This is a genomic window from Bacillus cereus group sp. MG16 (genome assembly GCF_040459875.1).
Classification (GTDB): domain Bacteria; phylum Bacillota; class Bacilli; order Bacillales; family Bacillaceae_G; genus Bacillus_A; species Bacillus_A paranthracis.
In genome coordinates, this window is record NZ_JARVHE010000001.1 from 686,319 (window position 1) to 712,497 (window position 26,179).

Here is a 26,179-nt window from a genome sequence, read left to right on the forward strand (position 1 = left end):
TGAGGTTATGTAAGGAGTAGATTAGCCGTGAATAGCAATTTACTAGGTATGGTAGTATTTATTTTTCTTTGCGCATTTATTGTATTTTTAATTGATATTACGATATGAAAAAAGAGCGCTCATTAAGCGCCCTTTTTGTTTGCATTTATTTGATAAGCATTGATGCTCTTGAATAAGCGTGGTGAAGTAAGGAATAAAAATATAAGTAAAACGGTACATAGAATATAGGAACCAATCATTGTACTACCATTTACGATTAATGAATATAGCACAGCTGATTGACCTTTCGGTGCATATTGTCCCCAGAAAATGATACCGGCAATAAAGTGACAGAAGTAGCGGGCAAAGCTACCGATAAATGTAGCAAGGATAATATAAGCAAGGACTTTCTTTCCTTCGTTTTGTTTTGATGAAGGTTTGTCTTTACGGCTACCTAAACTTGATTGTTCTAAGTTATTTTCATTAGAAGTTAAAAGTGCTTTTTGAATTGGACGATAGAATAAGCCAGCAAATCCGATAAAAGCAAAGGCAATGAAGTACTCAATGAATGCTTGAACAGGTGTTAAAATGTAAGCATCTCCCACAACAATTTGTAATAGTCCCCAAACTAAACCACCTAAGAAAGCTGATTTAAAGCCCCAGCGGTAAGCAATAATAAAAATAGGAATCATAGCAAATGAAATGGAACCGCCTGTTGGAAGTTTAATTGATAATGGTAAAATATCGATGATCATGGCGAAGGCTGCAAGAATAGCAGATTCGATCATCGCTTGTAAATTAGTGTTACGCATGTTGTCTCCCCCTAAATCCAAGTTGTACAAAAAAGAATAGATATCATAGGAGGATACGAAATACGTAAATAAAAATGAGGTATGTATTTCGGACGTTTGCACAATCCCTGCGTTAGCATTAACTAACAGGTTCGAAGGGTCGGAACGAAGTGTTCCCTCTCAGCGGCATGGCTCCCCCAGTGATAACGAGATTCTTTATTTGCTATTGTTTATTGTAAGCGAAATGGATGAGAATGGAAAACGAATACAGTATGACAATAATTGAAATAGAATTGTAGCGAAATGTTAATAAATATGAAGCAAAAGGGTATAGTACAAGAGAAATTGGGTGTGGTATAATTTTTTTGAAAATAATTATCATTCTCTTCTGAGGGGGAAGGTTATGAGCTTAGTAGATATTAAAATTGGAGAGAAAGTGTTAGTAAAAAGTATTCAGTCTTTAGATCAGCTATTAAAGCGTAGACTAGCTGCTTTCGGTCTTGCTGAAGGAAGCGAACTTCGCCTGAAACAGAAAGCGATGTTTAAAGGTCCTTGTACATTGGAGTGTCGTGGACAGTTAATTAGTATTCGTCATTGTGACGCGAAAATGATAAAGGTGGAATTAGCGTGAATAAGGTAGCTTTGCTAGGGAATCCGAATACAGGGAAGACATCATTATTTAATGCACTTACTGGTTCTTATGAGTATGTAGGAAACTGGAGCGGTGTAACAGTAGAAAAGAAGGTTGGTAAATTAAAAGATAGACAAGGAACTTTAATTGATTTACCAGGTGTTTATGATTTAAATCCAGTTTCACGTGATGAAGGTGTTGTAACAAACTTTCTATTAACAGAAGAATTTAATCATATGTTAAATATCGTAGATTCCTCGCAGTTTGAAAGAAATATGCATTTAACGTTGCAGTTGCTTGAATTTGGTAAGCCAGTCTCAATTGGTTTAAACATGGTTGATGTGGCGAAGCAAAGAGGAATTGTCATTGATGTAAAACGATTATCAGAACTATTAGGTGTAACAGTCGTTCCTGTTGTTGCAAGAAGTGGAAAAGGCTGTGAAGAACTGCTTACGACTCTTAAAGAAAATGACAAAAACGAGAAAAAGCCATTCCTTATTTCATATGGTGTACAAATGGATGAAGGAATTGGAGAAGTAATTGCTCTTTTAGAGACAGTGAATTACGAGCATCCGAGATGGTTAGCTCTTCAATTTTTAAGCAATAACGAAGTAGTAGAAAAAGAAATGAAAGCATTACCAATTTATAAGGAACTCATAGCCATTCGATCTCGCTTAGAAGAAAAACTTGATTGTACGTTGGAGGAACATATTTACAAAACTCGTGAAGCGTATATTGAAAAGTTAAAAACAAATGTTATGAAGCATGAGAAAGAAGGAAAAATTCCTTTTTCAGAAAAAATTGATAGATTAATTACACATAAAATTTTAGGACTTCCAATCTTTTTAGCAGTTATGTTTTTTATTTTTCAGGTTACGTTTACGTGGATTGGGACACCGTTATCTGATATGTTAGATGAGTTTTTTGGTGGCCAGCTTACGGATTGGGTAACAGCTGGACTTACAAGTGTCGGAGCTTCTGATTTTATTCAAGCACTCGTTACAGAAGGTATTATTGCCGGTGTTGGTGCTGTATTAGTATTCGTTCCACAAATCTTTGCACTATTCTTTTTCATTTCATTATTAGAAGATTCAGGGTATATGGCGCGAATTGCAGTTGTTATGGATAGAATTATGGAGTTCTTCGGTTTAAACGGAAAAGCGTTCATTCCGATGATTATCGGTTTTGGATGTAATGTTCCAGGTATTATGGCAGCGAGAACGATTGAACAAGAAAAAGAACGTTTACTTACAGTTCTTGTAACACCATTTATGTCTTGTTCGGCACGTTTACCTGTATATGCGTTATTTGCGGGAGTATTCTTCCCTCATAGTCAGGCAACTGTTGTGTTCTCCCTATATGTTGCAGGGATTGTCCTTGCGTTATTAGTTACAAAAATTATGTCTCTTACCATTTTAAAAGCGGAAAAATCTATTTTCGTTATTGAACTACCGCCTTACCGCGTGCCGCAAGCGAAAACGTTATGGCTAAGTACGTGGGAGAAAGGGAAAGGATTTGTTCGTAAAGCAGGTACATTTATCTTTGGTGGTTCTGTTGTCATTTGGCTATTAAATTATGCAGGTCCATCAGGATTTGGTGTTGATATGGGAGACAGTTACTTAGCAATGATTGGTGGATTTATCGCACCACTATTTGCACCGCTTGGTTTTGGAACGTGGCAAGCTGCAGCTTCCCTTTTAACAGGATTTTTAGCGAAGGAAGTTGTCGTTTCTACAATGGCCATTATTTATGCGGTGAAAGAAGATGTGCTTGGAAATGTAATGGGAGCACATTATACAGCATTATCAGCTTATGCATTTATGTTCTTTATTTTATTATATGTTCCGTGTTTAGCGACGGTAGCTGTTATTAAACGTGAAACAGGATCAGCGAAATGGACGATTTTCTCAGTCGTGTATCCACTCGTAGTTGCTTATGTATTAACGCTCATTATATACCAAGTTGGATCCCTACTCGGATTCTAGAAGGAGATGTATTGTGATGATGGTCAATATTATAATTGGAGCTATCATTTTTGGTTATGCAGCATACACGTTAGTTAATTTTGTAAAGAGAAGTAAAAAAGGAAAATGCGCGGCATGTTCTTTAAATAAGTCATGTCAGTCGAATACTTGTAGTCCGGATATGGAGCAAATTGCTCATAAATAGAAAAAAGCTTTTCGAATTTGAATTGAACCCAAAAAGTTAGACAAATATATTAAGCAGCTAGCTACTAAGGATTGAACTCTGTATTGCACAGGGGGCAATCCTTTTAGTTTTGCTTTAATTCTTTTGTGATTGTAGTAATAAATATAAGTTTCTAGTTCTTGCTTAAATTGTTCCATTTACTGCTTGTATTTTATCCTTTGAAGAAAATTTAGCCATTTAATTATGTGTCTAACAATTGGAGTGCACTTCATTACAGGCAGTCTTTTTAATCTACTTCAATATCTCGGCCTTCTGTCATCACTTTATTTCTCCAAAGCAAAAGTAATCTCCTAAATTCTGAAGTTTCTAATTTACATTGATTATTTGGTGGGCTAATGTAATAATTAATCGCGCTTGTATATTTAGGTTCAATAAATACAGCAGCAGCATTGTATTCTAGTTCATAACTAGGGTACTTTCCCTCTACGACATGGTCTAAAACTTCTATATATTCATCCGCTTCATCTTCATCTAGGTTTTCTATAAAGTCAGATACAATAGCAATTTCTTTTGGTAAACGAATTCTTAGTCCACCAAATGGGTCACGCCAAAATTCATGTGCATAATTCATTAATACAACCTCACTATCTTCTCGTATATTTTGGATAAGCAGTGGTAATTTCTCCATTTTCAATAATCATCTCAACCTTAAATCTAGAAGAAGTTTGCCCTACGTATTTATTTGGAGCGATTTGAACACGATTGGTATATGCTTCTTTAATAGAATCAACTACCTGGACTCTATTCCAATCCTTAGGGAAAAATGCACCTCCAATTGTTAATTATGTGTCTAACAATTGGGGTGCACTTCATTTCGTGAAGCTTTTTTGTTTTACTTTTTAATTTTTACAAGTTGTGATGATTCTACACCATTCTTTCCAGGGAACTCTTTACTTGGATCTTTATCGAATTTTAATACACCTACAGATTTTTCTTCACCTTTTACATTGCTGTAAGTTGCGTCATCAACAATCGCATACATATCTGTATATGCACGGCCACTTCCGATAATTGTGTTGCCTTCATATTTTAATTTTGCTCCATCAAGTGTAGCATTTTCTACTTTTTCTTTAGCAAATAATACACCTTGCTCTGTTGTTACAGCTGGTAATTTATCAAGTGGTTTCGTGTTGTCTTTTGCATCCACTTTGTTAAGTAATTCTTTCTTTACGAGTTCTTCACCAGTTTTCTTATCCATGACAAGAACTTTTTTACCTTCTAATGTTGTCATTTTCATTTTATAGAAGTCTTTTTCTTTCACTTCTTTTTTGTTTTTATCTGTAATTTGCTGAACTTGTTCTTCTGATCCGTAAATTACAAAGCCGTTCGCTTTCTCTCCTAATAAAGAACAACCTGATAATGCTCCAAGTGAAATTGCTGCTGCTAATCCGATTCCTACTAATTTTTTCATGATGATTTCTCCTCGTATATTATATTTAAGCTGTTATTTCAGCTTTAAATTCCCTTAATAAGAGACCCGTAAATTAATACTTGGATGTCTCAAGATATTTCTAGATAATGATTGTAGGATCATTTGGGACAATTCTAATTTCTCCTGTGGATATACCACATAAAAAAGAGTGTTTCTCAGTGAACGTGCGGGACTCCCTACTCGCAGGCTGAGCAGCCTGACCCTCGAACCTAGATGTTAGTAGCTCTAGGGCGGCTTTCGATTCAGGACAAGCTCTCATACACGAGGTTGTTGGTCGGCGTACACACTAGAGATATCTCGAGGCGTCCAAGAAATGATTCTAAATCGAAAGGAGGTCTCTTACGTGAGATTATTTGTTGGTCTAGATGTAAGTTCGTTTGATATAAAAGCTTGTATTCTAAATGGTGAAGGAGAAAAGCTAGACTCCTTTTCAGTCAATAATGATTTACCAGGTGCCACAGCGCTTAAAGAGCGATTATTACAACGTATAGCCACTCAAGAGGTTGAAACCTTTAAAATCGGCTTAGAATCCACATCTGTTTATAGTTTTCATCCATCTATGTTTCTTCACTATGATGAAGACTTACAAAGCTTTGGAGCAAAAGTCTTTCTAATGAATCCAAAACAAATTGCAAACTTCAAGAAAAGCTATTCTGACATGGATAAAACAGACGAGATTGATGCCTTCGTCATCGCTGACTATTTACGGTTCGGAAGAAATCAAATGTCTATCGTAAAAGAAAGCCAGTATGTGGCACTACAGCAATTGACAAGATCTCGTTATCAGCTCGTTAGAATGTTGACAAAGGAAAAACAACATTTTTTACAACACCTAAGTTATAAATGTAATACGTTCTCACAAGAGGTGGACTCTTCTATATTTGGCAACGCCATGATGGAATTGTTCCTTGAAAAATTCAGTCTAGAAGAGCTAGCCAACATGCCTTTAGAGGAACTCGCTGAGTTCCTACAAGTGAAAGGAAAAAACCGATTTGGTGACCCAAAATGTGTGGCATCAACCATTCAAAAGGCTGTTCGCTCTTCCTATCGTTTGGATAAGGTTGTGGAAGACTCCATCGATGTCCTTCTCGGAACATCTATTGCGGTCATTCGTACCTATCAACAACAAATCAAAGAACTAGAAAAATCCATTAAGCGAATCATGGCTGGATTGCCTCAAACACTTGAATCCATTCCTGGAGTCGGACCTGTGTTCGCCGCCGGTATTCTCGCTGAAATTGGTCAAATCGAAAGATTTGATGATGAAACCAAGGTAGCAAAATATGCCGGATTATATTGGCGTACGCACCAGTCTGGTCGATTCACCGCAGAAAACACTTCATTATCTCGTAATGGAAATCATTACTTGCGGTATTACTTAGTTGAAGCCGCCAACTCTGTAAGAAGGCATGTATCTGATTACCAAGAATATTACGTGAAAAAATATAATGAAGTACCAAAACATCAACACAAACGTGCACTCGTTCTAACCGCAAGAAAACTTGTGCGATTGGTGGATGCGCTACTACGTAGTCACCAACTCTTTACGCCAGAAAGGTGCGTGAAAGTGTGACATAAAACTTGTCATCGCTACCTTTCAATTAATTTCCAGTAAATTACATGTATTACTGGTCTAGTTTCGTGATGTCTTTTTTAAATAAATAGTACTTTGATAACTAAAAATTCTGTTGTTTTTCAGTTGACATACTACCGCAGGTCTTTTATCTGTTTTATAGTAAATACAATTTTTGTATTAGTTCCGAAATGATGAGAAGCTTGTTTGTTGCTTCAGGTATTAGTGTATAAGAAATAGGGAGACGCAACTATCGAGTTAGCTTACAGTAACATTACACTTATGTAATTTAGTGAAATTGCACAAAAGTAAGTTAATTTTAAAGAGGGATAATGAGAATATATTAGAAATACAATATTATATATAGAATGTCATATTATAATGGATGTATTTTGGAAATAACATGTAAGGACATATTAGTTTTGTTATAATAAACACATAGGCTGTAAAAATGAATATTCTTTACTGTAAAGGGAGATTTTTCAGTTTTCCAAGTAGTGAATTTGAAATATGAGGTATATCATAGGAGGAATTTAGATGTCTGTATTTAAACGATTAAGAGATTTAACAATGTCGAATGTATATTCATTAATTGAAAAAGCGGAAGATCCAGTTAAGATGACGGATCAATATTTACGCGATATGCAAGCGGATGTACAAGAAGCTGAGAAAAGTGTAGCAGCTCAAATCGCGCTTGAGAAGAAATTCAAAATATTATTTGAAGAGCAAGAAGCACTTGTGAAAAAACGTGAAGAGCAAGCTCATATGGCTGTTCAAGCTAACAACTTAGATCTTGCGCGCCGTGCACTAGAAGAAAAACAAAATGCAGAGCAAAAGATGAATGAGTATAAAGCAAGCTATGAGCAAAATAAAGTTGCTGCTGATAATCTGCGCCTGAAGCTAGAAGAAATGCGTAAGCAATTAACTGAGCTGAAAAATAAACGTGAGACACTTGTAGCACGTGTAAATGCGGCGAAAGCACAAAAGAATATTAATCAGGCGATGTCTGGATTTGATTCAAACTCAGCGAAAGCTGGTTTAAGCCGTATGGAAGAGAAAGCTCTTCAATTAGAGGCTGAAGCAGAAGCAAGCGGTGAAGTGTACAAGAAAGAAAAATCATTAGATGATGAATTCGCAAGCTTAAACAAAAATTCTGCTGTTGACGATGAATTAGCTCGTATTATGAAGCAGTATGAGAAATAATATAGAATAGAGACAAATGAACCGACATGTCTAAACAAATTCATGTCGGTTTTCTATTACCCCGCATTAACGGGCAGTAAGACTCCCACCTTTACTTTTTGTGAAAGCAGAGAGGTGGGGGGAGATCTACTGCCCGTAAATGCCCGATTGGTTCAACTAATAATCAGCGGGGAATGAACACCTCCCCACTGATTAAAGTTTCACTTTATATTTAGAGGAGGTTTTGCAATGACATGGACAAATGTATTAGCCATGCTTGTATGGACTGGAGCGAGTGCAGTACTTTTATTTGCAATTATGTGGGTTGATTCAATTTTTACTAAATACAATGACTTAAAAGAAATAAAAAATGGGAATACAGCTGTAACAACTCGTTTCGTTATGAAATTATTCGCACAAGGGTACATTTTATCTCAATCGATAACGAAAGCAAATGACTTATGGCAAGCGCTACTTGCATCAGCAGTTTCTTTCGTTATTTTATTAGTGGTAGAAATGTTTATCGAATTTGTGTTAAAGAAAATGGCTGGTTTAGATTTAGAAGAAGGTACGAAAGAAGGCAGTGTTGCGCACGCGATGTTGGCCGGATCATTACATATTGTGGGGGCACTTATTTTAGGTGCTTGTTTATAAAGAGAGAAGGAGGGGTAGCTCATGAGTTTATTTAAACGAATTAAAAATATAATGAAAAGCCCAGAACCACCGAAACCAGAGAAAAGTTTGTTAACGTTAGCTCCTGGCGATATGGTTGAAGTTTCATTAGTCATGTATGAATTAACTGGGAAAACGAGTATGCATTCTCGTAAAGAAATTGTTTTAACACTGCAAGACGGGAAAGATATTCGTTATTTAAAAATTGAAGACCGTGAAAATACGTATTACAAATTGTATACACCAATTGATGGTCGTTTAGATTCGATTGATGAAATTCCGACGACAATTGAAATGGATGATACAGAGTACCATATGGAAGAGCAATATAACGGACGTGTTGTTGTGATGGGGAAAACACCATTCTCAGCTTCAGAAGAACAGTATGTATGGGAGTTCCAATCGGATAATCGAAAATTATTACGTATTGAATGGCAAAATGGTCGCACAATGATGTATGAGGGAGAAGCAATTATTCCTGCTGATGTACAAATTATAAGAGCAACGTAAGGGGGCGTAATCATGTCAAACCGATTGTTTACCATGATTAAATCGTTCGTGATCCCTATACTTGCTATCGTTATATTACTTGTTGTTGCTGGATATGCCTTATCAGGTTGTCAGGGCGGGCAGACAAAGTCGATTCAAGACCGTTATCCGCTTGAATCTGTCGCAAAAGAAGGTAAACAAGAATCTTACGTGTATAGGGCCGCCAATCGGTCAGTTCCTGAAGTGGCGAAGGAACTCATTAATGAAAGAGAACCGAAGCAAGCATCTAAAGAAGACGAAAATCAAATGTTCCTCGTTTATTCTGATAAGATTTATAATCTCCAAAAGGATAAAGAGAAGCCATCTGATACGTTAATTGAAATAAGTAATAAAGAATTTGTCCGTCAAAATTATCAATCGTCCTTCCTGCAAGGATATATTATGGGTAGTATATTAAATGATATATTCGGTTCACGAAAATCATCGTACGGTGATTATCGCGGATATAATGACAGACAAAATCATAAACCAGTTATTCCAGAGAGACCGCCTACGAAAGAAGAAAAGAAAACCCCGCCTCCAATTACGAAGGAAGGGAAAGGGTCTATCATTAAGCGTGGCGATAATGTAGATTCGAAATCTTCTGTAGGAGATACAGGAAGTATTACGAAAAAAGGAAGCAGCACGCCTCCGCCTTCTACTGGAAGTAAAGGGAAAATAACGAAAACGCCAGGTGGTTCGAGCGGATCAGATGTGAAGCCGAAATCATCTATTAAAACGCCACCAAGGAATACATCTCCTCCGAAAACGAGGGTCGGTGGTTCAGGAAAGATTACGAAGAGAAGATAATAGGGAGACCGAAAAGTGAAATTTGCTTTTTGGTCTTTTTTTATGGAAATTAATTCCTTATAGCTGGTACAATGAAGTTATAAGGAGGAGATTATTATGACTATGTATAAAAGATTTAGTGTAATTATGTTCCTCGTCTTATTCTTAAGTTTGTTCATTAGCACAACGATGAAATTTCACTTTGTAGTAGGTATTCTATGGATACTATGTACACATGTACTCTTTTTCTGTATGTTCCGCTTCGTTTCCAACAAGAAGTGCCAGCCTTTCAAAAATACGTGGCATGGATTAAGAGCGGGGGAAGATGGGGGGAGTAAAAATATATCGACCACAACTCCAAATATATCAGCGATTATTAGAATATATCGCCCGCAACTCCAAATATATCAGCGATTATTAGAATATATCGACTTACCGACAAAAATTGACAACAATAACAGAAGAGGGTGTGCCAACATATTGGCACACCCTCTTCTGTCATAATGATTAATGAATATCACGTTTCTTAAAGTTACCGCCTTTTACTTCTGCTACGTCATAAACTGTAATAAAGGCGTGTGGATCGATTTCATTAATAAGTTCTTTCATTTTACTTTCTTCTAAACGGTTAATTACACAAGAAATTTCTTTGAATTTCTCTCTAGAATAACCGCCGTATACTTCGTTATATGTTGCACTTCGGCCTAAACGATCACGAATTGTTTCTACCATCAATTCAGGTTCTTTCGTAATGATTTTAAATGCTTTCGAACCACTTAAACCAACTTCAACGATATGAATCACTTTCGAAGCAATAAAGTAAGCAATTGCCGAAAGGATAGCTCCTTGAAGGCCGAATACGGTTGCTACGAAAATAAATACGAACATGTTTAAGAATAAAATAAGGTCACTCGTTCCAAATGGTAACTTACGAGAAAGCAATACAGCTAGCATATCGATTCCATCTAATGCCCCGCCGTTACGTAATGCTAGTCCCATACCAAAACCGATGATAATACCACCAACAACTGTAACTAATAATGTATCGCCTTCAATAATAGCTGGTATTCCGTGCATGACAACGGTACCTATTGCTAATGAAGCAATCCCGATAATGGAATAAATCGCAAAGCTTTTACCGATTTGCTTATACCCTAACCAAACGAAAGGAATGTTAATAACTGCGATTAGAGCTCCTAATGGCAATCCAAATAATCTTGAACTAACGATACTTAAACCAGTTACACCACCGTCTGATACGTTATTTGGAATTAATACCGCTTCTAATCCGTACGCTGTGATAAATGCCCCAATAATAATCATCAAAGCTTTAGAAGCAATTTTTAGCTTATTGGGCTTGTTTTTGATAATTTTCTCCATGTAATTTCCTCGTTTCAAACTAGTTTCTTATTTGTTACATAATTCACACCTAAATTCCATTTTAACATTTAATTTGAAAAATTTCTCCTTTAATGGATGTATGCAGGGAATATTATCACCATATTATCTTTAAAATATTTTTGAAATAAGTATAAGAAATCCCATCCTTTCAAAGGATGGGATGCTATTAAGAAAATATAAAACTAAGTACTGATACAAATAAAGCGAATCCTAAAATAACTCCGCAAAACTTCATATGACGTTTACGCCCCATTACGACAATCGCAACATATTCACGAATCATCGCATTAGGCCAGTAATAAAATGCAGTTTTTGATCCGATTCCTTGGCTATTAAGGCCAGCTTGTCTTGCGTATATACCAGCGCGGAAAAGATGGAAGTTGTTTGTTGTAAAGATACTTCTATACTTACCTTCAGGTTTTAAAGAATCCATAATTTCTTTAGAGAACAACATATTTTGATATGTGTTTACAGAGCGATTTTCTTGCACTGTATGTTCAAGCGGAATTCCTTTTTCAACAGCATACTTTTGCATCGCTTCTGCTTCAGGAAGGCCTTCATCTGGACCTTGTCCACCAGAGAAAATAATTGTTGGTGGTGTATTCACAGCGGCTTGTTTCCAGTAAAAGTCGATTGCTTTATGAATACGACTTGCAAGTAAAGGTGGTACTTTATCATTAATTAAGCCACTTCCAAGAACGATGATGAAATCTTGATTACGTCTTGGTCTGTTGAATTGATATAGAAAATAAGCGCTTAAAAAGTTAGATAAGTGTATAAAGAAATATACAGTTATAAGGGAAATACCTGCAAAAATAGGCTCTAAATGTGATGAGACCAAACTTGATGGATTTATAATAGGAAGTAACATAAAGAATAATATCCCTAAAGCAGCAAGAAGTGTTAAACAGTTAGTGAAACGTCGTCCTTCTCGCTTCATTAAAATTCTAGCATTCAGAAATAACCCAAACATTAAGGCAATAATACCGAAAGGAAGCATAATGAGAAGTGCTAAAATAGGTAAAATGATAATGTAGCGTAAGACATCACTACTTGAATTCACAGATATAATTACACAAAAAAGAAGGAAAAAACAGATAAAGGTATTAAATAAAAAGCCGTTTATTATTTTTCGTGGATCTTTTAAATAGGAGATAAGAAAAATAATAAACAGTATAAGAGGGATAATTCCGAAATACAGCATAAATATAGTACACCTCGACTTGTATAAGAATTTGACATACCTTTTATATTACATGATTTTATAATTGAAAATGAAAGAAAAAGGATTTTGAATTTTCTCAATAAAATATATGGATACATATGTTACAATGTATGTAAAGCGATATATTAAAAGTAAAATGGTTGAAGAGGCACTCTATGGAGTGTCTTTTCTTTTTCGTATGTAATTATGCATATTATATTTATTTTCAAGTGAAGAGGATTAAAATATAAGTGGTAGACATACTTTATAAAACAGAATTTAATACAAACATTTCCCTCTACTTTTTGTATCTAACAATCGTATAACAATAAATAATTCTGTTTTATAGTGTCTGTTTATGAAAGGCGTCTTCTTTGAAGGCGCCTTTTTTGTTGTTTCATGTAGATACTTTTCACTGTTGATATAGTGGAAAGTATCTATACTAAACATTAGCAATCTTCCGTATAAATATTATCAATTTACTATATATTCCAGTAGTGTTAACCTACATATGAAAGGCTTTCTTTTTCAAAATATTACCCCTAATAAATTTTTGAAGAAGTCAACTGTCTCCAAAATTGCCATTCATGCTTAACAAAAAAGAATCCTGCGGGATTCTTTTTTGCGTTCGACAGAATATGACAAAATACATTTGAATAATTTGTTATATTGTTAAATGGTTATTATGGAAAAAGAAGGAGACTTAAGTTATGGGATTTAAAAAATTAATTTTAACAGGTGCACTTGTTGCAACTACAGCATTTACTTCAATTGGAACAGCGCAAGCAAGCGCAAATTTTAAAGATGTTCCAAACAATCATTGGTCTTATAAAGCAATTATGGATTTAGCAAATAAAAACGTTGTTGCTGGATACGGAAATGGGATTTTTGGATTTGGTGATAATGTAACGCGTGAGCAAGTTGCAGCTCTTATGTTCCGCCATTTAAAACCGACAGTAAAAGAACAGTATAACAATCCATATAAAGATGTTACGGATCGTTCAACTATGTTTAAAAAAGAGATTCTTGCTTTAACAGATATGGGTATATTCGTTGGAGATAACACAGGAAAATTTAGACCGAAAGATTCGTTAACTCGTGAAGAAATGGCACAAATTTTGACAAGAGGATTCCAATTGCAAATAAGAGGGGATCATAATTTCCCGGATGTAGATAGAAATGGATGGGCGAATCCTGCGATTACTGCAATTAAATCAAATTATATTACGGCTGGAACTGGTAATGGTACATTCGCACCTAAAATGCATGTAAGTCGTGAGCAATACGTTCAGTTCTTATATAATGCAACGTTACCACTTGAAGAAAGACCAGGAGCAAAACAACCAGAACCGAAACCAGAAGTAAAGCCAGATCCAAAACGGTTTGCTAACTGTAAAGAGGCAAACGATGCGGGATATTATGACATTACAAGAGATAGTCCATATTACGGTAAGCATTTAGACCGTGATGGCGATGGAATTGCTTGTGAGAAAAAGAAAAAAGGTAAATAAGAAAAAGCACTCAATTTGAGTGCTTTTTCTTATGGAGACATGCTATTTTTTTAGGCACTTTTCATAAAATGAAAGTAAGGAAATGAAAGTAGGTGACAAAATGCCGTCAGTTGTGGAAGGCGTTATTATTGAAAACTGCAATGGAACGATTAATTTAGGAGATAAATATAACGTGCAGCCGATTGAAAAAACGAAAGCTTATAATGGATCGGGATCATCGAATACAGGGATTAAAGTACAAACATTTAGCGGGATTAGTACATCAGATGTAGGGGATAGCGATGTGAATGATCAAGGAATACAGTTTACTTTATAGAGAAATATGTAAAATTGCATAAAATGATGAACTTGTCCTGTGCTACAATCTAGCTGTGAGCTGTTAATGATTCTTCTGTATTATAGTTGTTAGATTAGAAATATAACATCTTATCGAAAATCATACGTATAAAAAAAGACACTTCAACCGAAGTGTCTTTTTTCATTTTAGTGATACCCTTTAGCAGAGTCTTTATGAATTTTATTTTTAAAGATACTGTAGCTCCAAAGTTGATATCCAATAACAATTGGTACCATAACCATTGCAACGAAGAACATAATTTTTAAGTTTAATTGACTACCAGCTGCGTTGTATAACGTTGTACTATAAGCGTCATTAATACGAGATGGTAACATTCTAGGGAACATACCCGCAAAGCCAGTTGTCATAAACATTGCGATTGTTAAGCAAACGAATGTGAATGCAAGGCCGATTTTATGTTTGTGCACCATAATAAGTGCAAGTACACTCATTAACATTGCAAGTACTGGAAGAATGAATAGTACCGGATATTCTGTGAAGTTTTGGAATAAATTTGTACGATTTGCAGTTGCTACATAGAAAATAGCTAAAATGATAGCAGCTGCCATTGAAAATGGTCTAGCGATTTTATAAGCACGGTCAGATACTTCACCAGTCGTTTTAATCATAACCCAAAGTGCACCAGATACGACGAATATAGCAGTGAAGAACAGCCCTCCTAAAATACCGTAATGATTTAGTAAGCTAAGTAAATTTCCTTCATAGCCATTTTTTCCGATTTGTAGTCCGTAATAAAGATTAGCAAATGTAACACCGAATAGGAAAGCAATTAAGAAACTACCAATTGCAAATGCCCATTTACAAGTTTTTTGCCAAATTGGTGAATCATCTTTATGCATGAACTCAAGTCCAGCAGCACGAGCAAATAGTGCAAGTAATACTAAGAATAACGGTGTATATAAATAACTAAACATATTTGCATATGTGACTGGGAAGGCAGCAAATGTTGCGCCACCAGCTGTAATTAACCACACTTCATTACCGCCCCAGAACGGGCCAATTGCTTCTTGTAATTGATTTCGTTCTTGTCGGTCTTTCGTAACGAAAGGAAAAATCATTCCGTTACCAAGTGCATATCCATCAAGAATAAAGTAAACTGTCCAAATCACGCCCCATAAACCAAACCAGATAATCGCAAGCATATCATGAGACATGAGCCACGCCTCCCTCAGTAGCAGGTTCCTCTAATGCTGCAGGTCCTTTTTTGGCGAACTTCAGCATTAAGTATACGTCTGCGATTAAAAGTAAAGTGTAGAACAAGATTAAACTAATTAATGAGAACCAAATTTGCGGGACAGATATAGGTGATACAGATTCTGCGGTACGCATGAGTTTATATACTGTCCATGGTTGACGACCTACTTCGGCAACAATCCAACCAGCATTAATTGCGATATATGGTAGTAAAACAGACCATATTGTAATTTTTAAGTAACGTTTTGAGTTTTCTAGTTTTCCTTGTCGGTTTAAGTAGAAACCGTACCAAGTTAATGCCATAAAGAACATACCAAGTGCAACCATTAAGCGGAAGCTATAGTACACGAGGTTAACATTTGGACGATCTTCTTTCGGAATATCTTTTAAACCAACAATTTCCCCATCAAATGAATTTGTATAGAAGAAGCTTCCTAACTTTGGAATCGTTAGGAATTCAAAGTTCTTTTCGTTTTTTACATCAGGAATTTGAACAATCGAGAAGCCTTGTCCTTTTCCAGTTTCCCAAACAGCTTCCATTGCAGCACCTTTAGCAGGTTGATATTTAGCTGCGGATACACCAGATTGATGTCCCATAAACGGTGTAATTGTTGCGGCAAATAAGCCTAACATTAAGCCAAACTTAAATGATTTTTTGAAGAATTCAACTTCATTTTTACGTAATAAGTGATAGGCACTAATTGCCATGACGAAGAAAGCACCAACAATATAACAACCAACTACAGTATGGAAAAACATATTCCAAGCGTATGGATTCGTAACGAGTGCCCAGAAATCATTTAATTCAGCGCGGCCGTTACGTACGACGTAGCCAACAGGGTTTTGCATAAAGCCATTTGCTGTAATAATCCAAAGGGCGGAAATATTTGTTCCAAGTGCAACCATCCACATACAGAAGGCACGGAACTTTGGTGAAATTTTGTCTTTACCGAATAACCATATTCCCATGAAAGTAGATTCTAAGAAGAAGGCAACGAGTGCTTCAATTGCGAGAGGTGATCCGAAAATATCTCCCATATATTTGGAGTACTCAGACCAGTTTGTTCCAAATTGGAATTCCATCGTAATCCCGGTTATAATCCCCATTACGAAGTTAATTGTAAATAATTTACCCCAGAAATTTGCCATTTTGCGGTATTTTGGATTCAATGTGCGGGCGTATTGAGTCTCCATACACGCTACTAAAATAACAAGTCCGATTGTCAAAGGTACAAATAAAAAATGATAAAAAACAGTAATTGCAAATTGAAAACGACTCAGTAACAGAACGTCGGACATAATAAATATTCACTCCTTTTTTACATTATCTACAATCAGTTTATAGTGAAAATGCGTTTAAAGTATGTGAGACTTGTTACAAAGCTGTGTGTATATTTTGAAAGAATTATGTCGATTATCTGAAAATATCTTATTTTTACTATAAAGCGATATCCTTTTTGAGTTTTTCATATTTTGGTACACTATTTATGTAGTGTAAATGAGAGAAAAGAGGGTTCCTTACTATGAAGTCATTAGAAGAGATTTTGCAATACAATGAGAAATTTGTTGAAGAGAAAAAGTATGAAGAGTTTGTAGCGGGGAAATTTCCAAACAAAAAGATGGTAATTATTTCTTGTATGGATACAAGACTTGTTGAACTATTGCCGAAAGCGATGAATATGCGTAACGGCGATGTGAAAATTATTAAAGTAGCAGGCGCTGTTATTTCACATCCATTTGGAAGTATTATGCGTAGTATTTTAGTCGCTGTATATGAACTTGGCGCTGATGAAGTATGTGTAGTTGGTCACCACGATTGTGGTATGGCAAAAATTCAAGCAAGCAGTACGATTGAGAAAATGAAAGAACGCGGTGTAACAGAAGAGAAATTAGATATGCTTCGTTATTCTGGAATCGATTTAGAACAATTCTTGCGCGGTTTCTCTAGTGTAGAAGAAAGTGTAGAACATAGCGTATCAGTACTTCGCAACCACCCATTACTTCCGGAAGAAGTACCTGTTCACGGTCTTGTTATCGATCCTGATACAGGAAAATTAGATTTAGTTGTGAATGGTTACGATAATTAAGAATTTACTTTGTCATCCTTTTTATCTGGGACAGGATCAAATCCTCCCGGGTGGAAAGGGTGACATTTTAATATACGCTTACAAGTAAGCCAAAAGCCTTTGAGTGCACCATGCTTTTGAAACGCCTCTAATCCGTAATGAGAACAAGTTGGATAAAAGCGGCAAGTTGGCGGTGTCATTGGAGAAATGAATTTTTGATAAAAGCGTATAATCCCCATAAAAATCTGTTTCATAACGGTCTCCTTTTCAGCATATTCTTAAAGTATTATAGCACGACTGTACATAATACTTTACTAATGTGCATTTCCGTTATATCATATTGGATATAACGGAATTAAATTAAAAGCGGGAGAGATGTTGTATGCCATCAGTAGAAAGCTTTGAATTAGATCATACGATTGTAAAGGCACCTTATGTAAGACATTGCGGAGTTCACAATGTAGGTAGTGACGGTATTGTAAATAAATTTGATATTCGTTTTTGCCAACCGAATAAACAAGCGATGAAACCAGATGTTATTCATACGTTAGAACATTTATTAGCATTTAATTTACGTAAATATATTGATCGTTATCCGCATTTCGATATTATCGATATTTCACCAATGGGCTGCCAAACAGGATACTACCTTGTAGTAAGCGGAACACCGACAGTTCGAGAAATTATTGATTTATTAGAATTAACATTAAAAGATGCGGTTCAAATTACAGAAATTCCAGCTGCAAATGAAACGCAATGTGGTCAAGCGAAGCTTCACGATTTAGAAGGAGCAAAACGCTTAATGAACTTCTGGTTAAGCCAAGATAAAGATGAACTTGAGAAAGTATTTGGATAGGAAGAAAAACTGCCTGTGAAAGGGCAGTTTTTTTGTGGCATGATAATAAATGAAATTATATCAACGGTTTTTCGAATATATCGACCGTAACTTGAAATATATCAACGATTTTTTTAATATATCGACGTTTCGACACTGGATATCGACTTACCGACAAAAACTGACAAAAAACCATCCCTATTTTATTACTTGCTTGTAAATGCGAAATTGCTCAAGATTTCATTCTATACGTAGCGAAGGTAGTTTGATATGAGAACGAAGAGTGTAAGAATAGAAACGAAAAAAAACGGAATGCTCATTGATTTTCGTCCGGATATAAATTCGTTAATTCCGACAAGAATAAAGAAACAACTGAGAATAAATTGTACGTATGGGAGAAGTGAGAAATGATCGGTAATCTGGATATAAGTGCAAAGAGTGAGTATGAGAAGCGTGGAAAGTCCTAAAACAATCCGTAAACCAATTAGCATGTAATTCCCCCTTAAATAGATTATTTATCGGAATATTTCTGAGAAGCTAAGAAATAAAGCGCCAGCTCCAGCTCCAGCTCCAGCTATGAAAGCAAATATACCACTAGATTTTCTGTATTGTTTTATTTCTCCTAGTCCTATAGTGAAAGCCATTAATCCTAAGAAAATGAACATATAAGGCATTATTTCTCTATTACCAGTAAAATATCCGTAGATTACTATACATAATGAAATGAGTGCAAAAGTAATCTGTAATCCTTTTAGCATATATATCCCCCCTGTTATTTTATATAGCTAATGATGAGGAAAATCTAAATAAATCCGGTTCCTGAATCTTTTTTCTTTATTTGTCCAAGGATAATGAGGAATAGTAAAGTTCCTAATAGAAATTGTGAAAGTGGTAGAAAGTTATGTTGACCTGCTAGTAAACGAATACTGGATATGATGTGGCCTAAAATAAGTAGTAGTATACGAAGCGTATTATGAATTCTTCTTGCTGTTTTTTGTATACGGGTTATCTTCTGGTTTATCGACGGAATGTTTATAAGCGTAGCCTTTATTAATCGTCATGACGGAGAGTACTAATATGACTAGGACGATTATAATACCGATAATTAATATTTTAAACATGGAATCCCTCCTTTTCTTTATTTTACATAATTTTGTAATTGATGAAAACAATAGAAATAAAAAGGATGAAAGAAGGGTGTTACATGGAGCAGAAAAAAACATATTATATATCAATAGCAAACGGTCAAATTTCACAAGTGAAGACAGCGGATACGTATAATTTTGAGATTTCCGCAAATGATGAGGAAATTACGGAGTTAAGAGAGTACTTTGATCAAGCGTATGTAGAGGATTTAGGTTCATTTGTACGCTCCCACGTTCCATTTGTTGAGTATCATCATGATTCAAATAATGACCGATATGATGAACAACTACAAAAAGCATATAAAATGATTTACGATTTAGGAAATCATGAGACGAAAGAATTAGTCGCGCAAATGGGAATAATCAATGGATTATAATTGGATAATATTATGCAGAAAAGCGAGAATATGCTACAATTTGTGGTAGGAAAAACTTGTAACCATCAATAGGGGAGTAATGGCATGTACAAATTTAAAGATTATTACCACAACACTGTACAATTATCGTTTGAACGTTATCCATTTTCTCCTGAGCCAAAGCATGTTTGGGTTGTATGCCGGTACGGGGATCAATGGTTATTAACGCATCATTTACGTCGCGGTCTTGAATTTCCAGGTGGAAAAGTAGAACTAGGGGAAACACCGGAAGAAGCGGCAGTTCGAGAGGTTCATGAAGAAACCGGCGGCATAGTTTCTGATTTAACTTACTTAGGACAATATAAAGTTTCTGGAAAAGACAAAATAATCATTAAAAACATTTATTTTGCAACAATTAGTGCAGTAGAAGAACATACGCATTACGAAGAAACGAAAGGCTCTGTTTTATTAACAGACATTCCTGACAACATTAAAACGGATAGAAAATTTAGCTTTATAATGCGCGACGATGTATTGGCGCGTACGATGAAACATATAGAAGAAATCGGCTGTTTTACGAAGTAAAGTGGCCGATTTCTTTTTTTATAAGATCAAATGTAAATATATCTTTACATTATTTTGGGTATATTATACAATTTTGTAAAGATATATTTACATTTTAGGAGGGGAAAGATGGATAAAGGGAAAGAAATGACTGTTACTGTTTCGATGGTTAAGTTAAATATCTATTCATTACTTATAATATTTGCGTTGGCGTTTGTAATTGGTTATTTGCATATATTTCTTTCAGGCGGGGTTGAATTTGAATTTACATTGCCCGTTATGTTTCTTTTGATTATTGGAATGATTGTTATCGTTTGTATTCATGAAGCGATACATTTAATAGGGTTTCGCTATATCGGAGGTGTTCCGTGGAGTGAATTAACATGGGGCGTCAATTGGAAATTAGGTGTTGCATATGCTCATTCTAAACAGGCGATTACAGTAAAGCAAATGAAGAAGGTGTTAATGCTTCCGTTTTTACCGACTGGAATTTTGCCAATTGTAATTGGGTTAGCTACGAATATGCCATTAATCTCATTTTTAGGAATTCTACTAACAGCAGGTTGCATGGGTGACATTGCCTTATATCAAAAAGTTTCAAAGTTTCCAGATGATGCGCTAGTTAAAGATCATCCGAGTAAACCGCAGTTTACTGTATATGAATCATAAAGGAAGAGGAGGCGTCCGGGAAACGAAGCCTCCTTTTACTATTGTCTTGTTTTTGTCTCTATCTCTAAAAACGAAAGCACCTCCAACAAATCATCCACCACACGCGAATGCTCAAAATCACCCCAAAATGAATCTCTCTTCCATACACCAAGAATCCCTACTTGTTCAGAACCAAGTACATCATTTTCAGGATGATCCCCAACGTAAAGACATTCTTCTGCCTTCACATCTAGCTTTTTTAAAGCTCGTTCGAAAATTTCAGGGTGAGGTTTTTTAATTCCTTCCGCTTCTGAAAAGAGAATTACATTTGTATACGTATGTATGTTTAGTGCGCGAAGATTATTCATCTGAAAGTCAGTAAAGCCGTTTGTAATAATACCAATTTTAATATTTTGTTGTGTTAAACGTTGAAGTAATTCATGCATGTTTTGGAAAGGGATACAATGATGTTGAAAATTTGCAATGTAGTCGTGCAGCAGTTGTTCTTGCGTTAAAGTAATAATGTTATATTCGGAAAGGAGAGTGGCATATACTTTATCTTTCCACGTATAGCCATTATTATCGAGTGCAAGGAATCGAGAACAATACTCGGATTTTTCTATGTTCATTAAATGAGAGGTAAAGCGATTATATTGATCATGAATAAATTGTTCTAAAGATTGACGACGGTCTAATAGTGTTCCATCTAAGTCGAATAGGACTGCCCGAATCATAGGAAACCTCCTTACAATTTTTATAATTTATTATCGCATATTCGTTAAAAAATGATTATGATATTTTTGTAGAATGTATTGATGGAGGAAAGTATGAAGAGACTGTATGGCAAGTTAGTAGGGGTTATCGTTGCAATCGGCTTACTAGCAGGGTGCGAAAGTTCTATGAAGAGTGTGAAAGAAAAAGAAGTGTGTAAAACAGACGAAGAATGCGTGGAAATAGGAGATAAGAAACTTCAAAAAGTATATGAAAAAATAGATGGATTATCTGAGCTTGAAGCAGTAGAAGATTATGAAATAGAAGAGCATGAAAGTGCAGATATGAAAGAGACAGAGCAGAAAAAAGAAGATGATGATGAAAATTATTTCTTTTTAGCTTCTTATTATATTGATGGTGATGAAATTGTAGATCCTTATTTTGAAAAAATAGAACGGAAACGTTTAAATAAAGTATTTGCTGATGATAAAGAAGCGAAAGAAGAGGTGCTACAACAACGTCAAGATAGAGGGTATCATGAAGATTTATGGGATATGTATCGTACGCTTATTCCAGCTAAATATCGCGGGAATATAACAGAATTTGATTTAATAACGGATGGTTATGACGGTGTTGTTGCTCACGTTATGCCTAGTATAGAGAATCCGAAAGAATGGACTCTTAGCTTAGATACGCTTGATTCTGCGGTAAATATCGATGAAGTGATGAAAACATTAATTCATGAGACGGCTCACGTATTGACGCTCGGGCATAAGCAAATACCAGTAGATGAAAACTATGTAAAGGATTTTGAAGAGGATAAAGATATTTCAACGTACCGAAATAAATGTGGAAATCTTTTCTTACAAGAGGGATGTGCGAAGGAAAACTCTTATATTAATCAATTTTATAATTCTTTCTGGAAGCCTATTGAGCAGGAGTGGACAGAAAAGAAAGTAGAAGAAAGTGAAGAAACGCAAATTGCATTTTTTAAAGAAAAGCATGATGAGTTTGTATCACAGTATGGAACGACAAATGTAGCGGAAGATATTGCAGATACGTTTACAGCGTTTATTTTACAAGACTCAAAAAAGGTGAAAGAAGGAACAGAGTTAAAATATAAAAAAATCGCCTTTTTCTATCAATTCCCTGAGCTTGTAAAAATGAGAGCGGAAGTGTTGGCAGGATTATATGATGTTTCGAAAACGATAGAACAACGAAGTGGAAACTAATGTGAGTTATATATGTTAGTTAAGAAAACGTAAAGAATTTTAGTTCTTTGCGTTTTTTTATGTTGATAAAATTGAAAATTCTGTCTTTTTATTAAAAAGAAGAAGGAACTATCACTATAAAATAGAATTATTATAAAAATGTCACAATTTAGACACAATTATAATGCGCGTGTTATAGGGGCTATAAGTTTACTCTAGAGGAGGTAATGAAACGTATGAAAACGATTCTTGCTGTTGCTGGTCTCATTTGGGTAATGTCTCACGGTTTTCCGATTTTTGAAGGGGAGCAAATTCGTAGTGCATTGGATAAAAAGTTTAATGATTATCATGTAATAGATCGAAAAGATAATGTCGTTACAGTACGTGTGAAAGATTGTTTCCATACAGTTACGGTTGCGGATGGAAACGTTAAAAATGAAACAAAGATGTGTGATAAAAAGTAAAAGAAAGAAGCTGACTATAGTCTATCGCCCTAAGTCAGCTTTTTTTCGTTTACCAATTAGAAGTTTTTCAAATGCCTCAACAAACACATACATAAGTGTTGCGAGGACACAGGTGAGTAGTACGCTCAGTAAGACGAGAGTAAAATTAAATACTTGGAACCCGTAGCTAATTAAGTAGCCAAGACCTTGTTTAGAGACGAGAAGTTCGCCGAATATAACACCGACCCACGATAATCCAACGTTCACTTTTAACGTTGAAATAATGGCTGGGAAAGATGCAGGGAGAACGACTTGTTTATAACATTGCCATTTATTTGCGCCAAATGTGTCCATCACTTTTATATAGTTAGAATCGACTTCTTGAAATGCGCTGTAAATAACGAGAATGGTAATGATGATAGAAATGATTACCCCCATTGCAATTGACGAAGAAATATTTGGACCGAAGATTACAATGATAATCGGACCAAGTGCCACTTTTGGCATGGCGTTTAGGACGACGAGATATGGATCAAGTACGCGGGCGAGAAGTGGTAGCCACCAAAGGAAAGTAGCGATAATGGCTCCGAGCACTGTTCCAAGAATGAAGCCTACTCCCGTTTCAAGTAATGTCGTCCATATGTGAACCAAAAGCGAACCGTCCATCCATTTATTAAGGAAGAGATCCCAAATGCTTGAAGGAGAGCTAAAGAGTAAAGGGTCAATCCATTCTTTTTTGCTAGCGATTTCCCATAGTGCAAAGAAAAGAATGAGCAGTAAAAGCTGCAAAGAGCGTGCTAACCATGCGCGCCTGCGTTCTTTTTTCCGAAACTGTTCATGTAGTTGCTTTATATTATCCAAGGCGCTCCAGCTCCTTCCATATATTTTGGAAGAGGGATGGGAAGTCATGATGGTGGCGTGATTCTAACGGTGATAAGGAACGGATACTTTCTGGGACGATAAATGTTTTTGCAATTTTTCCGGGATTCGCTTGTAGTAAATAAATACGATCACTCATCGCAATTGCTTCCTCAATATCATGTGTCACGAGTAGTGAAGTTTTCTTATATTTGTGTAGTAAGCTGAAAACGAGATCTTCTAGTTTCAATTTCGTTTGATAATCGAGCGCCGAAAAAGGTTCATCTAGCAATAAAATTTTTGGATCGGTCGCTAACGTTCGAACGAGGGCGGCACGTTGACGCATACCACCAGATAGTTCACGAGGGTATTGCTGCTCTACATCATGTAGACCGACTTGCTTTAAAAGCTGTAAAGTATGTTCTTTCGTCTGTTCATCGTAAATGTTTCGGATATGAAGCCCAAGCATAATATTTTCTTCAATTGTTTTCCATGGAAACAAGTAGTCTTGCTGCAACATATATCCCATAGATGAAGTTTTCGTTGTAATGGGCTCACCATCTAAAAAGACGATACCTTCAATTGGATCAAGCAGCCCGGCAATAATGGAGAGGAGTGTCGTTTTGCCACAACCACTTGGACCGAGTATCGAAATGAATTCGCCTTCTTCCACTTGTAAACTCATATCTTCAAGAATCAATTTGGCATTCTCTTTTGCGAAAAAGCAGTGAGAAACGTTACGTATTTGTAAAAAGCTCATACACTTCGCCTCTATTTCTTAATAACGCTCTCGGCAATTTTCGTATTGACGAGCGCTTCATGTGGAACTTCTTTTTGTAATTGGCCAGCGTCTTTCATAATCGTTTGGAGCTGTTTCCATTCTTCAGCATCTAATAGCGGATTTGTCGCATAAGAATGTTGCTTTTTATACCGTTCAATTACTTTTACTGTAATGTCTTTTGAAGTGTCTTTAAATAACGGAGAAACGGCATCAGCAATTTCTTCTGGGCTATGAGTATCAACCCATTGTTGTGCTTTATAGAGTGCCCGTGTGAATTTTTCAGCAGCAGCTTTATCTTTCTTTAAGAAACTTTCCTTTGCCATGAACGAGGTATACGGAACAGTACCAGATTCATTTCCGAACGAAGCGACGATATATCCTTTTCCTTCTTTTTCGAATATACTTGCAGTCGGTTCAAAGAGCTGTACAAATTCCCCTGTACCAGATGCGTAGGCATTTGCAATATTAGCAAATTCAATGTTTTGAATTAAGTTTGTATCTTTGTGAGGATCAATGCCATTTTTCTTTAAAACGTATTCTCCAACCATTTGCGGCATACCGCCTTTACGCTGTCCTAAAAACGTAACACCTTTTACGTCATTCCAATTAAAAGAGTCTAATTTTTTACGCGAAACTAAAAATGTTCCATCTGTTTGTGTAAGTTGTGCGAAGTTAATGACGGGGTCTTTTGCGCCTTGTTGATGAACGTAAATAGATGTTTCAGAACCGACGAGAGCAATATCAATCCCGCCAGATAATAAGGCAGTCATCGTTTTATCTCCTCCAGCTGTTGTTTGGAGGTCAACATGTAATCCCTCATCTTTAAAAAATCCTTTTTCAATCCCGACATATAACGGGGCATAGAAGAGAGAATGGGTAACTTCGCCGACGCGAACATTTTGAGTTTGTTCTTTCGTATCTTCTTTTTTACTACTGCAAGCAACAAGTGTGAAGACAGCTAGTAACATGATACAAAAAACAGCTATTAATTTTTTCACTATATAACACCTCCTAGAAGTCACTCTACAAGCATGATATGTAGGTAAGTGCCCACATGTGAGTGTAGATAGCAGGAATTTTTTTGGTGATAAAGAAGTACAAATATAAG

The 26,179-nt window shown here is 35.8% G+C and carries 32 protein-coding genes, 2 pseudogenes and 1 riboswitch; of the genes and pseudogenes, 18 read left to right on the top strand and 16 right to left on the bottom strand.

The window, feature by feature from the left end:
- Positions 1-122: 122 nt before the first annotated feature.
- Entirely contained in the window at positions 123-791 is a 669-nt protein-coding gene (gene thiT, locus QCI73_RS03470) for an energy-coupled thiamine transporter ThiT (protein WP_044793606.1), read from the bottom strand.
- An 86-nt stretch (positions 792-877) separates the two neighbouring features.
- Positions 878-979: riboswitch (TPP riboswitch) on the bottom strand.
- 194 nt (positions 980-1,173) lie between these two features.
- Between thiT and QCI73_RS03475 the strand changes: the two genes are divergently transcribed.
- Genes QCI73_RS03475 through QCI73_RS03485 form a run of 3 tightly spaced genes read left to right on the top strand, consistent with a single transcriptional unit; the run spans position 1,174 to position 3,570 of the window.
- The gene (locus tag QCI73_RS03475) at positions 1,174-1,401 is read left to right on the top strand and encodes a FeoA family protein (protein ID WP_000060512.1); all 228 of its coding nucleotides are present in this window, start codon (positions 1,174-1,176) and stop codon (positions 1,399-1,401) included.
- Positions 1,398-3,386 (top strand): ferrous iron transport protein B, encoded by a 1,989-nt coding sequence (gene feoB, locus QCI73_RS03480; protein ID WP_353822503.1) that lies wholly within the window; start codon positions 1,398-1,400, stop codon positions 3,384-3,386. Before QCI73_RS03475 ends, feoB begins: the two co-directional genes overlap by 4 nt.
- 16 nt (positions 3,387-3,402) lie before the next feature.
- Positions 3,403-3,570, top strand: coding sequence for a FeoB-associated Cys-rich membrane protein (locus QCI73_RS03485; protein WP_000989595.1), 168 nt, complete (start codon positions 3,403-3,405; stop codon positions 3,568-3,570).
- Positions 3,571-3,626: 56 nt separating this feature from the next.
- Here QCI73_RS03485 and QCI73_RS03490 read toward each other — a convergent pair.
- The 4 genes and pseudogenes from QCI73_RS03490 to QCI73_RS03505 form a co-directional block, all read right to left on the bottom strand.
- Positions 3,627-3,746: pseudogene (locus tag QCI73_RS03490) on the bottom strand (IS3 family transposase); the annotation flags it as partial.
- Between the two features lie 89 nt (positions 3,747-3,835).
- Positions 3,836-4,237: a hypothetical protein gene (locus tag QCI73_RS03495; RefSeq protein ID WP_353822504.1), complete on the bottom strand. Its 402-nt coding sequence runs from the start codon at positions 4,235-4,237 to the stop codon at positions 3,836-3,838.
- On the bottom strand, positions 4,194-4,385 hold the full coding sequence (locus tag QCI73_RS03500) for an EndoU domain-containing protein (protein ID WP_316250408.1): 192 nt from the start codon (positions 4,383-4,385) through the stop codon (positions 4,194-4,196). The genes QCI73_RS03495 and QCI73_RS03500 overlap by 44 nt, the downstream gene beginning before the upstream one ends.
- Before the next feature lie 56 nt (positions 4,386-4,441).
- On the bottom strand, positions 4,442-5,020 hold the full coding sequence (locus QCI73_RS03505; protein WP_327922286.1) for a lipoprotein BA_5634 family protein: 579 nt from the start codon (positions 5,018-5,020) through the stop codon (positions 4,442-4,444).
- 364 nt (positions 5,021-5,384) lie between these two features.
- On the opposite strand from QCI73_RS03505, the gene QCI73_RS03510 reads away from it, so the two are divergent.
- From QCI73_RS03510 to QCI73_RS03535, 6 genes and pseudogenes are all read left to right on the top strand, one after another.
- Positions 5,385-6,614: an IS110 family RNA-guided transposase gene (locus tag QCI73_RS03510; protein ID WP_127063753.1), complete on the top strand. Its 1,230-nt coding sequence runs from the start codon at positions 5,385-5,387 to the stop codon at positions 6,612-6,614.
- A 537-nt stretch (positions 6,615-7,151) separates the two neighbouring features.
- Positions 7,152-7,817 carry a PspA/IM30 family protein gene (locus QCI73_RS03515; protein ID WP_000110282.1) on the top strand — a complete coding sequence of 222 codons (666 nt, stop codon included), beginning with the start codon at positions 7,152-7,154 and terminating at the stop codon, positions 7,815-7,817.
- A 228-nt stretch (positions 7,818-8,045) separates the two neighbouring features.
- On the top strand, positions 8,046-8,450 hold the full coding sequence (locus tag QCI73_RS03520) for a DUF350 domain-containing protein (RefSeq protein ID WP_000220322.1): 405 nt from the start codon (positions 8,046-8,048) through the stop codon (positions 8,448-8,450).
- Positions 8,451-8,471: 21 nt separating this feature from the next.
- Positions 8,472-8,978: a DUF4178 domain-containing protein gene (locus QCI73_RS03525; RefSeq protein WP_000051761.1), complete on the top strand. Its 507-nt coding sequence runs from the start codon at positions 8,472-8,474 to the stop codon at positions 8,976-8,978.
- A 12-nt stretch (positions 8,979-8,990) separates the two neighbouring features.
- A complete protein-coding gene (locus QCI73_RS03530) occupies positions 8,991-9,806 on the top strand; it encodes a DUF4247 domain-containing protein (RefSeq protein WP_353822505.1) in 816 nt (271 codons plus the stop codon).
- Positions 9,807-9,902: 96 nt separating this feature from the next.
- Positions 9,903-10,123 (top strand): annotated as a pseudogene (locus QCI73_RS03535) (hypothetical protein).
- Positions 10,124-10,292: 169 nt separating this feature from the next.
- Here the strand turns inward: QCI73_RS03535 and QCI73_RS03540 are convergent.
- Positions 10,293-11,165 (bottom strand): YitT family protein, encoded by an 873-nt coding sequence (locus QCI73_RS03540; RefSeq protein WP_353822506.1) that lies wholly within the window; start codon positions 11,163-11,165, stop codon positions 10,293-10,295.
- Positions 11,166-11,352: 187 nt separating this feature from the next.
- On the bottom strand, positions 11,353-12,390 hold the full coding sequence (locus tag QCI73_RS03545) for a YdcF family protein (RefSeq protein WP_353822507.1): 1,038 nt from the start codon (positions 12,388-12,390) through the stop codon (positions 11,353-11,355).
- Positions 12,391-13,100: 710 nt separating this feature from the next.
- On the opposite strand from QCI73_RS03545, the gene QCI73_RS03550 reads away from it, so the two are divergent.
- Positions 13,101-13,901 carry an S-layer homology domain-containing protein gene (locus QCI73_RS03550; protein ID WP_353822508.1) on the top strand — a complete coding sequence of 267 codons (801 nt, stop codon included), beginning with the start codon at positions 13,101-13,103 and terminating at the stop codon, positions 13,899-13,901.
- An 82-nt stretch (positions 13,902-13,983) separates the two neighbouring features.
- On the top strand, positions 13,984-14,217 hold the full coding sequence (locus tag QCI73_RS03555; protein WP_001998505.1) for a spore germination protein: 234 nt from the start codon (positions 13,984-13,986) through the stop codon (positions 14,215-14,217).
- Positions 14,218-14,384: 167 nt separating this feature from the next.
- On the opposite strand, the gene cydB is transcribed toward QCI73_RS03555, so the two are convergent.
- Together cydB and cydA are read right to left on the bottom strand one after the other, a co-directional pair.
- Entirely contained in the window at positions 14,385-15,413 is a 1,029-nt protein-coding gene (gene cydB / locus QCI73_RS03560) for a cytochrome d ubiquinol oxidase subunit II (protein ID WP_044793599.1), read from the bottom strand.
- Positions 15,403-16,752 carry a cytochrome ubiquinol oxidase subunit I gene (gene cydA / locus QCI73_RS03565; protein ID WP_353822509.1) on the bottom strand — a complete coding sequence of 450 codons (1,350 nt, stop codon included), beginning with the start codon at positions 16,750-16,752 and terminating at the stop codon, positions 15,403-15,405. The genes cydB and cydA overlap by 11 nt, the downstream gene beginning before the upstream one ends.
- 224 nt (positions 16,753-16,976) lie before the next feature.
- On the opposite strand from cydA, the gene QCI73_RS03570 reads away from it, so the two are divergent.
- Complete coding sequence (locus QCI73_RS03570; protein WP_000838163.1) at positions 16,977-17,540, top strand: beta-class carbonic anhydrase; 564 nt, start codon at positions 16,977-16,979, stop codon at positions 17,538-17,540.
- Here QCI73_RS03570 and yidD read toward each other — a convergent pair.
- A complete protein-coding gene (yidD, locus tag QCI73_RS03575; RefSeq protein WP_000809345.1) occupies positions 17,537-17,773 on the bottom strand; it encodes a membrane protein insertion efficiency factor YidD in 237 nt (78 codons plus the stop codon). The two genes, QCI73_RS03570 and yidD, sit on opposite strands and share 4 nt — an antisense overlap.
- A gap of 128 nt (positions 17,774-17,901) precedes the next feature.
- On the opposite strand from yidD, the gene luxS reads away from it, so the two are divergent.
- The gene (luxS, locus tag QCI73_RS03580; RefSeq protein ID WP_001141369.1) at positions 17,902-18,375 is read left to right on the top strand and encodes an S-ribosylhomocysteine lyase LuxS; all 474 of its coding nucleotides are present in this window, start codon (positions 17,902-17,904) and stop codon (positions 18,373-18,375) included.
- Positions 18,376-18,869: 494 nt separating this feature from the next.
- On the opposite strand, the gene QCI73_RS03585 is transcribed toward luxS, so the two are convergent.
- Together QCI73_RS03585 and ytzI are read right to left on the bottom strand one after the other, a co-directional pair.
- Complete coding sequence (locus QCI73_RS03585) at positions 18,870-19,112, bottom strand: DUF3953 domain-containing protein (protein ID WP_353822510.1); 243 nt, start codon at positions 19,110-19,112, stop codon at positions 18,870-18,872.
- Between the two features lie 213 nt (positions 19,113-19,325).
- On the bottom strand, positions 19,326-19,475 hold the full coding sequence (ytzI, locus tag QCI73_RS03590; RefSeq protein ID WP_000472802.1) for a YtzI protein: 150 nt from the start codon (positions 19,473-19,475) through the stop codon (positions 19,326-19,328).
- 83 nt (positions 19,476-19,558) lie between these two features.
- Here ytzI and QCI73_RS03595 point away from each other — a divergent pair, with 83 nt between their 5' ends.
- The 3 genes from QCI73_RS03595 to QCI73_RS03605 all read left to right on the top strand — a co-directional run bounded on the left by QCI73_RS03595 (position 19,559) and on the right by QCI73_RS03605 (position 21,088).
- Entirely contained in the window at positions 19,559-19,876 is a 318-nt protein-coding gene (locus tag QCI73_RS03595) for a hypothetical protein (protein ID WP_000435818.1), read from the top strand.
- Between the two features lie 84 nt (positions 19,877-19,960).
- A complete protein-coding gene (mutTA, locus tag QCI73_RS03600) occupies positions 19,961-20,440 on the top strand; it encodes an antimutator 8-oxo-(dGTP/GTP)ase (RefSeq protein ID WP_000276386.1) in 480 nt (159 codons plus the stop codon).
- A 108-nt stretch (positions 20,441-20,548) separates the two neighbouring features.
- The gene (locus QCI73_RS03605) at positions 20,549-21,088 is read left to right on the top strand and encodes a DUF3267 domain-containing protein (RefSeq protein WP_353822511.1); all 540 of its coding nucleotides are present in this window, start codon (positions 20,549-20,551) and stop codon (positions 21,086-21,088) included.
- Positions 21,089-21,126: 38 nt separating this feature from the next.
- Here the strand turns inward: QCI73_RS03605 and QCI73_RS03610 are convergent, their stop codons facing one another.
- On the bottom strand, positions 21,127-21,801 hold the full coding sequence (locus QCI73_RS03610; RefSeq protein ID WP_353822512.1) for an HAD family hydrolase: 675 nt from the start codon (positions 21,799-21,801) through the stop codon (positions 21,127-21,129).
- 93 nt (positions 21,802-21,894) lie between these two features.
- Between QCI73_RS03610 and QCI73_RS03615 the strand changes: the two genes are divergently transcribed.
- Together QCI73_RS03615 and QCI73_RS03620 are read left to right on the top strand one after the other, a co-directional pair.
- Positions 21,895-23,010: a recombinase family protein gene (locus QCI73_RS03615; protein ID WP_327922295.1), complete on the top strand. Its 1,116-nt coding sequence runs from the start codon at positions 21,895-21,897 to the stop codon at positions 23,008-23,010.
- A 215-nt stretch (positions 23,011-23,225) separates the two neighbouring features.
- The gene (locus QCI73_RS03620; RefSeq protein ID WP_000849109.1) at positions 23,226-23,453 is read left to right on the top strand and encodes a hypothetical protein; all 228 of its coding nucleotides are present in this window, start codon (positions 23,226-23,228) and stop codon (positions 23,451-23,453) included.
- Positions 23,454-23,474: 21 nt separating this feature from the next.
- Here QCI73_RS03620 and QCI73_RS03625 read toward each other — a convergent pair whose 3' ends face one another.
- From QCI73_RS03625 to QCI73_RS03635, 3 genes are read right to left on the bottom strand one after another with little or no spacing between them, the layout of a single operon-like run.
- Positions 23,475-24,293, bottom strand: a complete 819-nt coding sequence (locus QCI73_RS03625) for an ABC transporter permease (protein WP_353822513.1) — start codon at positions 24,291-24,293, stop codon at positions 23,475-23,477.
- Positions 24,286-25,050: an ABC transporter ATP-binding protein gene (locus QCI73_RS03630; protein ID WP_000009047.1), complete on the bottom strand. Its 765-nt coding sequence runs from the start codon at positions 25,048-25,050 to the stop codon at positions 24,286-24,288. The genes QCI73_RS03625 and QCI73_RS03630 overlap by 8 nt, the downstream gene beginning before the upstream one ends.
- Before the next feature lie 11 nt (positions 25,051-25,061).
- Complete coding sequence (locus QCI73_RS03635; protein WP_353822514.1) at positions 25,062-26,069, bottom strand: ABC transporter substrate-binding protein; 1,008 nt, start codon at positions 26,067-26,069, stop codon at positions 25,062-25,064.
- Positions 26,070-26,179: the final 110 nt, after the last annotated feature.

Excerpts from the sequence above, each read along its gene's own strand:
- thiT (WP_044793606.1), bottom strand. The coding sequence starts at position 791 with ATGCGTAACACTAATTTACAAGCGATGATCGAATCTGCTATTCTTGCA.
- QCI73_RS03475 (WP_000060512.1), top strand. The coding sequence starts at position 1,174 with ATGAGCTTAGTAGATATTAAAATTGGAGAGAAAGTGTTAGTAAAAAGT.
- QCI73_RS03485 (WP_000989595.1), top strand. The coding sequence starts at position 3,403 with ATGATGGTCAATATTATAATTGGAGCTATCATTTTTGGTTATGCAGCA.
- QCI73_RS03495 (WP_353822504.1), bottom strand. The coding sequence starts at position 4,237 with ATGGAGAAATTACCACTGCTTATCCAAAATATACGAGAAGATAGTGAG.
- QCI73_RS03505 (WP_327922286.1), bottom strand. The coding sequence starts at position 5,020 with ATGAAAAAATTAGTAGGAATCGGATTAGCAGCAGCAATTTCACTTGGA.
- QCI73_RS03515 (WP_000110282.1), top strand. The coding sequence starts at position 7,152 with ATGTCTGTATTTAAACGATTAAGAGATTTAACAATGTCGAATGTATAT.
- QCI73_RS03520 (WP_000220322.1), top strand. The coding sequence starts at position 8,046 with ATGACATGGACAAATGTATTAGCCATGCTTGTATGGACTGGAGCGAGT.
- QCI73_RS03525 (WP_000051761.1), top strand. The coding sequence starts at position 8,472 with ATGAGTTTATTTAAACGAATTAAAAATATAATGAAAAGCCCAGAACCA.
- QCI73_RS03530 (WP_353822505.1), top strand. The coding sequence starts at position 8,991 with ATGTCAAACCGATTGTTTACCATGATTAAATCGTTCGTGATCCCTATA.
- QCI73_RS03540 (WP_353822506.1), bottom strand. The coding sequence starts at position 11,165 with ATGGAGAAAATTATCAAAAACAAGCCCAATAAGCTAAAAATTGCTTCT.
- QCI73_RS03545 (WP_353822507.1), bottom strand. The coding sequence starts at position 12,390 with ATGCTGTATTTCGGAATTATCCCTCTTATACTGTTTATTATTTTTCTT.
- QCI73_RS03550 (WP_353822508.1), top strand. The coding sequence starts at position 13,101 with ATGGGATTTAAAAAATTAATTTTAACAGGTGCACTTGTTGCAACTACA.
- QCI73_RS03555 (WP_001998505.1), top strand. The coding sequence starts at position 13,984 with ATGAAAGTAGGTGACAAAATGCCGTCAGTTGTGGAAGGCGTTATTATT.
- cydB (WP_044793599.1), bottom strand. The coding sequence starts at position 15,413 with ATGTCTCATGATATGCTTGCGATTATCTGGTTTGGTTTATGGGGCGTG.
- cydA (WP_353822509.1), bottom strand. The coding sequence starts at position 16,752 with ATGTCCGACGTTCTGTTACTGAGTCGTTTTCAATTTGCAATTACTGTT.
- QCI73_RS03570 (WP_000838163.1), top strand. The coding sequence starts at position 16,977 with ATGAAGTCATTAGAAGAGATTTTGCAATACAATGAGAAATTTGTTGAA.
- yidD (WP_000809345.1), bottom strand. The coding sequence starts at position 17,773 with ATGAAACAGATTTTTATGGGGATTATACGCTTTTATCAAAAATTCATT.
- luxS (WP_001141369.1), top strand. The coding sequence starts at position 17,902 with ATGCCATCAGTAGAAAGCTTTGAATTAGATCATACGATTGTAAAGGCA.
- QCI73_RS03585 (WP_353822510.1), bottom strand. The coding sequence starts at position 19,112 with ATGCTAAAAGGATTACAGATTACTTTTGCACTCATTTCATTATGTATA.
- ytzI (WP_000472802.1), bottom strand. The coding sequence starts at position 19,475 with ATGTTTAAAATATTAATTATCGGTATTATAATCGTCCTAGTCATATTA.
- QCI73_RS03595 (WP_000435818.1), top strand. The coding sequence starts at position 19,559 with ATGGAGCAGAAAAAAACATATTATATATCAATAGCAAACGGTCAAATT.
- mutTA (WP_000276386.1), top strand. The coding sequence starts at position 19,961 with ATGTACAAATTTAAAGATTATTACCACAACACTGTACAATTATCGTTT.
- QCI73_RS03605 (WP_353822511.1), top strand. The coding sequence starts at position 20,549 with ATGGATAAAGGGAAAGAAATGACTGTTACTGTTTCGATGGTTAAGTTA.
- QCI73_RS03610 (WP_353822512.1), bottom strand. The coding sequence starts at position 21,801 with ATGATTCGGGCAGTCCTATTCGACTTAGATGGAACACTATTAGACCGT.
- QCI73_RS03615 (WP_327922295.1), top strand. The coding sequence starts at position 21,895 with ATGAAGAGACTGTATGGCAAGTTAGTAGGGGTTATCGTTGCAATCGGC.
- QCI73_RS03620 (WP_000849109.1), top strand. The coding sequence starts at position 23,226 with ATGAAAACGATTCTTGCTGTTGCTGGTCTCATTTGGGTAATGTCTCAC.
- QCI73_RS03630 (WP_000009047.1), bottom strand. The coding sequence starts at position 25,050 with ATGAGCTTTTTACAAATACGTAACGTTTCTCACTGCTTTTTCGCAAAA.